Annotated in this window: 6 protein-coding genes; 1 reads left to right on the forward strand and 5 read right to left on the reverse strand. The window is 34.8% G+C overall.

The features are described 5' to 3' along the window. Positions 1 to 214 precede the first annotated feature (214 nt). The 5 genes from AAEO59_RS11920 to AAEO59_RS11940 all read right to left on the reverse strand — a co-directional run bounded on the left by AAEO59_RS11920 (position 215) and on the right by AAEO59_RS11940 (position 9,852). Positions 215 to 1,726, reverse strand: a complete 1,512-nt coding sequence (locus AAEO59_RS11920; RefSeq protein WP_341700970.1) for a peptidoglycan endopeptidase — start codon at positions 1,724 to 1,726, stop codon at positions 215 to 217. Positions 1,727 to 1,950: 224 nt separating this feature from the next. After that, positions 1,951 to 4,212: an aconitate hydratase gene (locus tag AAEO59_RS11925; RefSeq protein ID WP_341700971.1), complete on the reverse strand. Its 2,262-nt coding sequence runs from the start codon at positions 4,210 to 4,212 to the stop codon at positions 1,951 to 1,953. A gap of 122 nt (positions 4,213 to 4,334) precedes the next feature. Next, positions 4,335 to 7,106, reverse strand: coding sequence for a bifunctional aconitate hydratase 2/2-methylisocitrate dehydratase (locus tag AAEO59_RS11930; RefSeq protein ID WP_341700972.1), 2,772 nt, complete (start codon positions 7,104 to 7,106; stop codon positions 4,335 to 4,337). 313 nt (positions 7,107 to 7,419) lie between these two features. Further along, positions 7,420 to 8,373, reverse strand: a complete 954-nt coding sequence (locus tag AAEO59_RS11935) for an AAA family ATPase (RefSeq protein ID WP_341700973.1) — start codon at positions 8,371 to 8,373, stop codon at positions 7,420 to 7,422. A gap of 78 nt (positions 8,374 to 8,451) precedes the next feature. Next, positions 8,452 to 9,852 carry a peptidylprolyl isomerase gene (locus tag AAEO59_RS11940; protein ID WP_407934933.1) on the reverse strand — a complete coding sequence of 467 codons (1,401 nt, stop codon included), beginning with the start codon at positions 9,850 to 9,852 and terminating at the stop codon, positions 8,452 to 8,454. Positions 9,853 to 10,185: 333 nt separating this feature from the next. Between AAEO59_RS11940 and AAEO59_RS11945 the strand changes: the two genes are divergently transcribed. Then, positions 10,186 to 11,775, forward strand: coding sequence for a peptide chain release factor 3 (locus tag AAEO59_RS11945; RefSeq protein WP_341700975.1), 1,590 nt, complete (start codon positions 10,186 to 10,188; stop codon positions 11,773 to 11,775). Positions 11,776 to 11,976: the final 201 nt, after the last annotated feature.

Here is an 11,976-nt window from a genome sequence, read left to right on the forward strand (position 1 = left end):
AAAAAGAACATTGACTCAAAAGTATGTAAGTTGAAAAAACAAGGCTTCGTTTATTATAATTTACATCTAATACAAATGACTATTTTTACTGCAGAAAAACTAAATTGATTTCAAAAAACAATCGTATTCAAAGGAAAAGTACTCTGTTCTATTTCCAAAAACCTCAAATAAATGAGCATAAAAAAACGCCTTAAAAAAGGCGTTTTTTTAATACTTAATAAATTCGTTCGTCTAAAACCCGATTGATTTGAGTGACTCTTTTACTATAATATTCTTCTTTGGTAGATGAAATAATTACACCACTACTTGTTGAGGCATGAATAAATTTAATTTCACCATCTGCTGCTACTTCAACTACCATTCCTACATGATTAATTCGGCTTCTTCCATTTGTTTTAAAGAAAATCAAATCTCCTTTTTTTGCTTCTTCAGCATTAATCTTGGTACCAATTTGTGACTGTTCAATTGAAGAACGAGGCAATTGTATATCATAACTCCCAAATGTAGAAAACATTAATCCGGAACAATCAAAACCATCTTTAGTAACCCCTCCTGATCTATAACGAACGCCTATATTTTCAGAAGCGGTACAAATCAACTGCTCTATTAAGTCAGTTCCTTGATATGATTTCATACTATAATTCACTCCTTCATCTCCAGCAAAATCATCATTGGCGGTAAAATCAAATTTTGCAGCTGATTTCACATTTGATTTTGCAGTTCGAATCATTAATTTTTCACCAACCAAAAGTTTATTTGCAATTTTAGGATTTTGCGTCTCTAACTCTTTCACACTAATGCCAAATGCCTTAGCAATTCCATACTTTGTCTCTTTAGGCAAAACTTCATGTGTAATTTCTACTTCAGCATTAAGGTCTTTATCATTTTCTGTTGCTTTTTTATCTGCTCCTGCAACAATCGAATTTATCCCAACCAATTCTTTATTGCTTTCAAGCACTTTTTCTTCCAAATTTACAGCAACTTTTTGAGCCGGTATAACTATACTCTGACCTATTCTTAAAGACTGTACAGCAAGAATTGGATTAGCCTTTTCAATATCAGCCACACTAATGCCATATTGTTTGGCAATTCCATAAAGCGTTTCTTTTGGTAAAACTTCTTTAATCAAATTTCCATTAGCACTTGGTTGCTCTACAGCTAATACTTCTTTCTTTTCAGTAATAATTTGAGGAACCTCAGTTTTAATTTCTTGTTTAACCTCTGCTTTTACTACAGGCTTAACTTCTGTTTTTACAAGTTCTTTTTTAGGTAAATTTGCTAATACCTCTTCTTTCTTTTCAATGAGCGGCACATTAATTATATCGCCCACTTTTAATGCTTTATTTTCTAAAGAAGGATTAATTGCATATAAGTCGGTAACTTTAACTCCATATTGCTTTGCAATTCCATAGAGTGTCTCTTTTGCCAAAATAACATGCTGCTCTTGTTTTGCATCCACAATAGTAGAGGCAACAAGATTTGAATTCTTTTTTGTACTTTTTGAAGAAGTAGAAGCTACAGGTATCAGCAAAACCTCTTTGAATTTAATCCCTTTTTTTGCATCAGGATTAAGTTCATATATAGCTGTAGATTTTACATTGTATTGTTCTGCAATTTTAGATATTGTTTCACCCTTAGTTACTACGTGCTGAATGAATTTTTCCTGAGAAAACCCATTAAACTTAACAAACAAAACCAATAAAACAATCCAAAATTTACGCCTCATACAATAATTTTAATTTAAAAAAACAGTTCTTTCATTTACAGAACCTTACAGAATCAATCCTAAAAGAATTTAGTTTTCCTGAACAAAAACTTGACAAAAGCGAATTTAACATTTTAATACCAATAAAACCAACTTCAACAACACTTTAAGCTCTTTTTTAGCATTTTATCAAAAAAAAAGCGACCTGATTAAACAGACCGCATTTTTTTACAATAAAATATAAATTATGCTTCGGCGGCAATTAAATTTAATGCAGCCCCTGCAACAAACCAACCAATTTGACTTTCATTATAAGTATGATTAGCCATTATTATATCTTTCGTTCCACTTGCATGAACAAATTCTAATTTCAATGGTTTACCTGGAGCAAATTCAGTTAAATCCAAAAAGTTAATCGTATCATCTTCTAGAATTTTATCATAATCCGATTCATTAGCAAAAGTCAGGGCCAGCATCCCTTGTTTTTTAAGATTTGTTTCATGAATTCGCGCAAAAGATTTCACCAATACCGCTTTTACCCCCAGAAAACGAGGCTCCATAGCTGCATGCTCACGAGATGAACCTTCACCATAGTTTTGATCACCCACTACAACCGATGGCACACTTGCAGCTTTATAAGCTCTTGCTACAGCAGGAACAGCATCGTATTCTCCTGTTAATTGATTCTTAACCGAATTCGTTTTTTGATTAAACGCATTCACCGCACCAATCAACATATTATTAGAAATATTATCCAAATGTCCGCGATATCGTAGCCATGGCCCAGCCATAGAAATATGATCGGTAGTACATTTACCAAAAGCTTTGATTAACAATTTAGCACCTACGATATTCTTTTTATTCCAAGCTTCAAATGGAGCTAATAATTGCAAACGATCTGAAGTCGGACTTACATTTACCTGCACATTAGAACCATCTTCTGCCGGAGCCTGAAATCCAGCATCTTCTACATCAAATCCTCTTTTCGGTAATTCATCACCTTCAGGAGCTACCAATTTTACTTCTTCGCCATTATCATTCAATAAAGTATCTGTCATTGGATTAAAATCTAATCTACCTGAAATTGCTAAAGCCGCCACCATTTCAGGAGAAGTTACAAAAGCATGCGTATTTGGGTTACCATCAGCTCGTTTTGAGAAATTACGATTAAAAGAATGCACAATAGTGTTTTTCTCTCCTTTGTCAGCTCCTGCTCTATCCCATTGCCCAATACAAGGTCCGCAAGCATTAGTAAACACCTTAGTACCCATTTTTTCAAAATCAGCTATAATTCCATCTCTTTCGATGGTATAACGAATTTGCTCAGAACCTGGGTTAATACCAAATTCAGCCTTTGGAGTTACCCCCAATGCTACGGCCTGTCGAACAATTGAGGCGGCACGGGACATGTCTTCATAAGAAGAATTAGTACAAGAACCTATCAATCCCCATTCTACTTTTATAGGCCAACCGTTAGCTTCGGCTTCAACTTTCATTTGCGAAACAGGCGTACCTCTATCCGGAGTAAAAGGCCCATTAATATGAGGCTCTAATTCAGATAAATTTATTTCAATTAATTGGTCGAAATATTCAGAAGGATTTGCATAAACTTCAGGATCTGCTGTCAAATAAGAAGCTACTTTATCTGCAGCATCCACCACATCCTGACGTCCTGTAGCAGACAAATACCTTCTCATTGAATCATCATAGCCAAAGGTGGAAGTCGTTGCACCTATTTCAGCACCCATATTACAAATTGTTCCTTTTCCTGTACAAGACATACTCGTTGCTCCTTCACCAAAATATTCCACAATTGCCCCTGTCCCTCCTTTTACAGTAAGAATATCGGCAACCTTCAGAATAACATCTTTTGGAGCTGTCCAACCTGATAACTTACCAGTTAATTTCACTCCGATTAACTTAGGAAATTTTAATTCCCATGACATACCTGACATCACATCTACTGCATCAGCACCACCTACACCAATTGCCAGCATGCCTAATCCACCTGCATTTACTGTGTGTGAATCGGTACCAATCATCATCCCTCCGGGAAATGCATAATTTTCGAGAACAATTTGATGAATAATTCCGGAACCCGGTTTCCAAAAACCTATTCCATATTTATTTGAAACTGAAGAAAGAAAATCGAAAACCTCTTTTGATTGTGTATTAGCAACAGCCAAATCCGTAGAAGCCCCTACTTTTGCCTGAATTAAGTGATCACAATGCACCGTCGTAGGAACAGCTACTTTTGATTTTCCGGCATGCATGAATTGCAATAACGCCATTTGAGCTGTTGCATCTTGACAGGCTACTCTATCCGGAGCAAAATCGACATAATCTACACCTCTTTTGTAGGCAGATTTTGGTTGCGCATCCCAAAGATGGCTATATAAAATTTTCTCAGTCAGCGTAAGAGGACGACCAACAATTTCACGTGCTGCATCAACACGGGAAGCCATGTTTGCATACACTTTTTTTATCATTTCAATATCAAATGCCATAAGATTTCTTTATTTTTATTTGTTATTTTATTAATCAATACAAGTTACAAAAAAATAATACAGCAATAAAAAAGCCTAAGTCAATTAACTTAGGCTTTAGATTTATTTAACTAATCTTACGATTATTTTACAAGCAATTTATGTGATGGAGCAAACTTAGTTAAGTTAATTCCCTCAACAGCTTTAGTATATTCTTCAATTGTTGGAGTTCTACCTAAAATTGTTGAAAGTACAACAACTGGAGTAGAAGAAAGTAATGATTCTCCTTTTTTCTCAGCTGAATCCTCAACTACACGACCTTGGAAAAGACGTGTTGAAGTAGCCATTACCGTATCTCCCTTAGAAGCTTTCTCTTGGTTACCCATACAAAGGTTACATCCAGGACGCTCTAAATACAACATGTTTTCATATTCCGTACGAGCTGCACCTTTTGGAGCATTATCGTCAAATTCGAAACCAGAATATCTTTGTAATACTTCCCAATCACCTTCAGCTTTCAACTCATCAACAATGTTATATGTCGGAGGAGCAACTACAAGAGGAGCATTAAATTCAACCTTACCTTTTTGAGCCTCAACATTTTTAAGCATTTGAGCTAAAATCTTCATATCTCCTTTGTGAACCATACAAGATCCAATAAACCCTAAGTCTACCTTTTTCTCTCCACCATAGTAAGATAATGGTCTGATTGTATCGTGAGTATAACGTTTAGAAACATCAGCATTATTAACATCTGGGTCAGCAATCATTGGTTCAGCAATAACATCTAAATCAACCACTACTTCAGCATAATATTTAGCATTCGCATCTGGAGTTAAAGCTGGTTTTTCACCAGATTTGATTTCAGCAATACGTTTATTAGCTTTATCGATTAGGCCTTTCAACACTTGTTTAGCATTATCCATACCTTTATCAATCATAATTTGGATTCTTCCTTTAGCAATTTCTAAAGATTCGATTAATGTCTCGTCTTCAGAAATACAGATAGAAGCTTTTGCTTTCATCTCAGCAGTCCAGTCAGTAAATGTAAACGCCTGGTCAGCTGTAAGTGTTCCAATATGAACCTCGATAATTCTACCTTGGAATACATTTTCTCCACCGAATTGCTTCAACATTTGTTGTTGCGTAGCGTGAACCACATCACGGAAATCCATATATGATTTCATATCTCCTTTGAAAGTAACTTTTACAGACTCCGGAATTGGCATAGAAGCCTCACCAGTAGCTAATGCAAGAGCAACTGTTCCTGAATCGGCACCGAAAGCTACCCCTTTTGACATACGAGTATGAGAATCTCCACCAATGATGATAGCCCATTCGTCAATAGTAATATCATTTAATACTTTGTGGATAACGTCAGTCATTGAATGGTAAACACCTTTAGGGTCACGAGCTGTAATCAATCCGAAGTCATTCATAAATTTCATCAATTTAGGAATGTTAGCTTGTGCTTTTTTATCCCAAACTGAAGCAGTGTGACAACCTGATTGGTAAGCACCATCAACAACCGGAGAAATTACCGTAGCAGCCATAGACTCTAATTCCTGAGCAGTCATCAAACCTGTAGTATCTTGGGATCCTACGATATTAACTTCTACACGAACGTCAGAACCTGCATGCAATACTTTTCCTGGTGTAGTTCCTACAGCGTTTCTGTTGAAGATTTTCTCAACAGCTGTTAAACCTTGCCCTTCATGAGAAATCTCTTTTGATGGAGCAAATACCACAGGAGCTTCAACGCCTAAAGTTTTAGCAGCAAATGTTTGTAATTTTTTACCAAATACAATAGCATATGATCCTCCTGCTTTAATGAATTCCATTTTTTGAGGAGTGAAAGATCTTGAAATATCAATCAACTCTTGGTCTCCATTATATAATTTTTTTGTTTTCGTATTGATTGTTAAAACCGTTCCTGTAGCCACAGAATAAGCTTGCTCTAAAACTGGCTCACCACTTTCGTTACGAACTAAATTTCCATCAGCATCAGTTTTTTTAACCCAGTTTTTAAGGTCAATCCCTATACCTCCTGTTACATCAACTGTAGTCAGGAAAATTGGAGAAATACCATTTGTACCACCAACAATAGGAGCAAAATTCACAAATGGAACATATGGACTAGCTTGTTTTCCTGTCCAAAGCGCCACGTTATTAACTCCTGACATACGAGATGATCCAACTCCCATTGTTCCTTTTTCAGCGATTAACATTACTGATTTATCTGGATGTTGTGCTTGCAAAGCTTTGATTTCCTCCTGAGCTTCAGGAGTAATCATACATTTTCCGTGTAATTCACGGTCAGAACGCGAGTGTGCTTGGTTTCCTGGAGAAAGTAAATCTGTTGAAATATCTCCTTCACCAGCGATAAAAGTAACCACTTTAATTTCTTCAGCAACTTCAGGAAGTTTTGTAAAAAATTCTGCTTTAGCGTAACTTTCTAATATCTCTTTAGCTATAGCATTTCCACTAGTGTAAGCTGATTTTAAACGATCAGTATCTGCTTCATAAAGGAAAACCTGAGTTTTAAGTACATCAGCCGCTTTTTGAGCAATTGTTGCATCATTTCCTAAAGCCAAATCAAGTAGCACTTCAATAGAAGGACCACCTTTCATGTGCGACAATAATTCAAAAGCAAAATCAGGAGTGATTTCGGCCACTACAGATTCACCAAGGATAATTTCCTTCAAAAATTTAGCTTTAACACCAGCAGCAGGAGTAGTTCCTGGCAAGGCATTGTAAATAAAAAATTGAAGAGAATCTTCTCTATTCGCATTATTTAAGTCTTTAATTTGCGAGATGATTTCGCTTAGCAATTCAGCGCCATCAATTGGCTTAGGATGAAGACCCTGAGCTTTTCTTTCTTCGATTTCCTTGATGTAATCGTTATAAATATTCATAATATTTCAATGTTAAAGGCTTTTCTCTTAAAAATTTAAGAATCAAACGCCATAATATTAGGTGTTTTTATTTTTTTTGTGTTGCAAATTTAGCTATTTAAGCCGAGAATTAAAAAAAATTTAATCTCCCTCAGCCCTTAAAAGAGTTATTATTGAAGAAACACAGTTATAAAACGTCTTAAATTAACAAAAAGGGGTATTTTAACCTTGTTTTATACACATTCAACAAACCAATTAATTATTTTCTAACAAACTTAAAACATGTTGTTACATAGAAAGCTATTATTTCCTCTAAAAAACAGCTAAGTAAAACTTAAATTAGCTTAGCAATAATCATTTCTTCAGTAATACCTTCGGCGTCAGCCTTATAATTCTTGATGATTCTATGCCTCAAAATAGGAGTTGCCACCGCCACAACATCTTCAATATCAGGAGAAAATTTCCCATTAAAAGCAGCATGAGCCTTAGCCGCCAGAATCAAATTTTGCGAAGCCCTAGGTCCTGCTCCCCAATCCAAATAATTTTTCACAAAATCCGTTGCCAAAGCACTATCGGGACGTGTTTTCCCAACTAATGAAACTGCATATTCAACAACATTATCAGCAACCGGAATTCGACGAATTAAATGCTGAAAATCGATAATTTCCTGAGCTGTAAATAATGGATTAATTTTATAAGCAGCGTCTGAGGTAGTTCTTTTTACCACCTGAACTTCTTCTTCAAAAGTAGGATAAGCTAATTTAACTGCAAACATAAAACGATCTAACTGCGCTTCCGGCAAAGGATAAGTTCCCTCCTGCTCAATTGGATTTTGCGTAGCTAAAACAAAATAAGGCGCGTCTAATTTATGATTTACTCCTGCAATAGTTACTGAACACTCCTGCATGGCTTCCAATAATGCTGCCTGTGTTTTAGGCGGAGTACGGTTAATTTCATCCGCCAAAATAATATTTGAAAAGACCGGTCCTTTTATAAATTTAAACTGTCGATTTTCATCCAGAATTTCACTACCTAAAATATCCGACGGCATCAAATCGGGCGTAAACTGAATTCTTTTAAACTGAAGTCCCAAAGCCTCGGAAATTGTATTTACCATTAAGGTTTTTGCCAAACCAGGAACACCCACTAAAAGCGCATGTCCTCCAGAAAAAACGCACAATAACAATTGATCTATTACGGCTTCCTGACCAACAATTTTTTTAGCTATTTCATTTTTTAATTCTGCTCGTTTTTGAACTAAATTATGTATCGCTGCAATATCAGACATTTTTAAACTATTTTAAATTAAAAAAGAGCTAACTCTATGAATTCATAAAGCTAACTCTTTTATTTTATTTTGAACAAATTATTTTTTTAACCAGTTATTTGTAAAATTACAATCTCTGTATTCTCCAATAATTTTAATATAAGTCTCTTTTATTTTCTCGTCAAACCACTTTCCAATTGCCTTAATTTGTTTTTCTTTCAAAGCCAAATCTTTAATCTTAACATAATCCTGAGCATAATCAGCAGTATGTTCATTAATTCTGTTGGTCACTGTAATAATTTTATACTGTTTTTTCCCTGATTGTGTTTCATCCAGAATTGGAGCAGAAATTTCATTATCCTTCAAACCAGACACTTGCGAATACAAAGTAGGATCCATTTTAGTCAACTCAAAACGAGTATCCTGAGTATTAGGATTTATCAAAACCCCTCCATTGGCTCTAGTCTCCTTTTGATCTGACGTTGTTCTCGCAGCTTCAGCAAAAGTAATCTCTTTATCCATGATGCGTTTTCTGATCAAAGTGATTTTTTCTTTCGCTTCTTCTAAAGATTCCTTAGTTACTGCCGGAGTCAACAAAATATGACGTAACTCTAACTCCTGTCCTTTAATTTTTTCTAAGTAAATGATATGAAAACCATATTCTGTTTCAAATGGAGCAGAAATCTCACCTTGTTCCAAACTAAAAGCAACATCTTTAAACTCTTTAACAAATGGCGTTTTTCTGGTCATTTTATAAAAACCGCCACTTGACCTGGAACCCGGATCCTGTGAATACAAAACTGCTTTAGTAGCAAAACTAGAACCCTCCTGAATGTCTTTCTTAAAACCATTCAGACGGTCAATAACTTTTTGTTTTTCAGCCTGTGTAATTTTTGGTTCTACTACAATTTGAGCCACTTCCATTTCGGCACCAAAAACAGGCAATTCATCTTTTGGTAATTTCTTGAAAAAATTACGCACTTCTTCTGGAGTAATTTCTACTTCATCCACAATCTTCTTTTGCATTTCAGAAGTCAGTTTATTTTCTTTCAGAATATCAAAAAAATACGTTCTAAACTCCTCTTCAGTATCTTTTTTATAATACTTAACCACTTTTTCCATTGAACCAAGCTGCTGTACCATATAATTCAACCGCTCATCCATCATGGATTTAATTTCAGCATCTGTCACCTTAACACTATCTTGAATGGCCTGATGCGCGTATAATTTATCTTCCAATAATTTGCCCAACATCTGACATCTACTGATATCTTTTATTGAGCCTCCTTGGCTTGAAATTTCTAAATAAGCTTTATCGATATCTGAATCTAGGACAATATATTCCCCTACATTAGCAATAACACCATCAATTTTTTGTCTTTGTCCCGGAGTGACTTTTTTTTCTGTAACAACAACGCTATCTTTTATTATTTCCTGTGCATTTATCGTTGTATTCAACAACACTACGACAAAAAACAAAAACAGATTCTTCATGTTCATAAATTTCATTCTTAATGATTTTAAAGGCATTTTCTTAATAGAATTTATTTTTAAAAATTGACTTCAAATATAATTCTCCAAATTAGCACTGAGGGAAGATAACAACTTAAAAAGAATATTACTTGTATTTATTTTAATAAAACGAACAAAAATAACAATTCAATTACATTATACAACTATCAAGCTTACTATTAACAAAAAATTATCGCCAAAACATAATTTTTATTTTTCAAATATTTCTTTCCCATATAAAAGTAAAAAAAGCAACTCCCTCCTATTTATTTTCAAATCGCATATATAAATAGTACTTTTGCGAACCATTTAGAATTAACTATGAGTTTTTTAGAAGAAATACAAAGAAGAAGAACATTCGGAATCATCTCGCATCCTGATGCCGGAAAAACAACCTTAACCGAAAAATTATTGCTTTTTGGAGGGGCTATTCAGGAAGCTGGTGCGGTAAAAAGTAATAAAATTAAAAAAGGAGCAACGAGTGACTTTATGGAAATTGAGCGCCAAAGAGGGATCTCGGTTTCCACATCGGTCTTAGCCTTTAACTATAAAGATAAAAAAATTAATATCTTGGATACTCCTGGACATAAGGATTTTGCCGAAGACACTTTTAGAACTTTAACTGCAGTAGACAGTGTAATTGTAGTTATTGACGTTGCAAAAGGGGTTGAGGAACAAACGGAAAAATTGGTTGCCGTATGTAGAATGCGTAACATTCCGATGATTGTTTTCATCAACAAATTAGACCGTGAAGGACATGATGCTTTCGACCTAATGGACGAAGTAGAACAAAAATTAGGACTTACTGTAACACCATTGAGTTTCCCAATTGGAATGGGATATGACTTTCAGGGAATTTATAATCTTTGGGAGAAAAACATCAATCTATTTAGCGGTGACAGCCGTAAAAACATAGAAGAAACGATTGCTTTTTCAGACCTTCAAAATCCTGAATTAGAAAAAATAATTGGTCAAAAACCTGCTGATAAACTTCGTGAAGAACTAGAATTAATTGACGAAGTATACCCAAAATTCAGTCAGGAAGATTATTTGGAAGGAAAATTACAACCTGTATTTTTCGGATCGGCATTAAATAACTTTGGTGTTAGAGAATTATTAGACTGTTTCATCAACATCGCTCCTGCACCCAGAGTAAAAGATTCTGACACACGTCCTGTAAAACCGGAAGAAGAAAAATTATCCGGTTTTGTATTTAAAATACATGCTAATATGGATCCAAAACACCGTGACCGTTTGGCTTTTATCAAAATTGTTTCGGGAACATTTGAAAGAAACAAACCTTATTACCATGTTCGTCAAAAGAAAAACCTAAAATTCTCCAGTCCGAATGCTTTTTTTGCTGAGAAAAAAGAGATTGTTGATATTTCTTACCCTGGGGATATTGTTGGTCTTCACGATACCGGAAACTTTAAAATTGGAGATACTTTAACCGAAGGTGAAATCATGAATTTCAAAGGAATTCCGAGTTTCTCTCCGGAACACTTCAGATACATCAACAATGCCGATCCAATGAAAGCGAAACAATTGGACAAAGGAGTTGACCAATTAATGGACGAAGGTGTGGCGCAGTTGTTTACTTTAGAAATGAACAACCGAAAAGTAATTGGTACAGTTGGAGCACTTCAATATGAAGTAATTCAATACCGTTTAGAACACGAATATGGTGCAAAATGTACTTATGAGAATTTCCCTGTTCATAAAGCTTGTTGGGTAAAACCAGATGATGCTAAAAACGAAGAATTCAAAGAATTCAAACGAATCAAACAAAAATTCCTTGCGAAAGATAAATACGATCAATTAGTATTTTTAGCTGATTCGGACTTCACCATCCAAATGACTCAAAACAAATACCCAAGTGTTAAATTGTATTTTACATCTGAATTAGACTAAAAAACAATAGTTTTTCACATAAAAAAACGTCCCATCCCGATAGCTATCGGATGGGACGTTTTTTTATGACTTTATTTTTTTAGGCACATTCAGAAGTAATCTATCTTTTGAATAAAAATTAAAGAAAATGACCGATTTTAGATATCCATTATCGGTCATTTTTGCTTTTTGAGATTTTTCAAGATATAGTTTCGGCTAAAA

The sequence above is a fragment of the Flavobacterium flavipallidum genome, from assembly GCF_038289905.1.
In the GTDB taxonomy this organism is placed as follows: Bacteria; Bacteroidota; Bacteroidia; order Flavobacteriales; family Flavobacteriaceae; genus Flavobacterium; species Flavobacterium flavipallidum.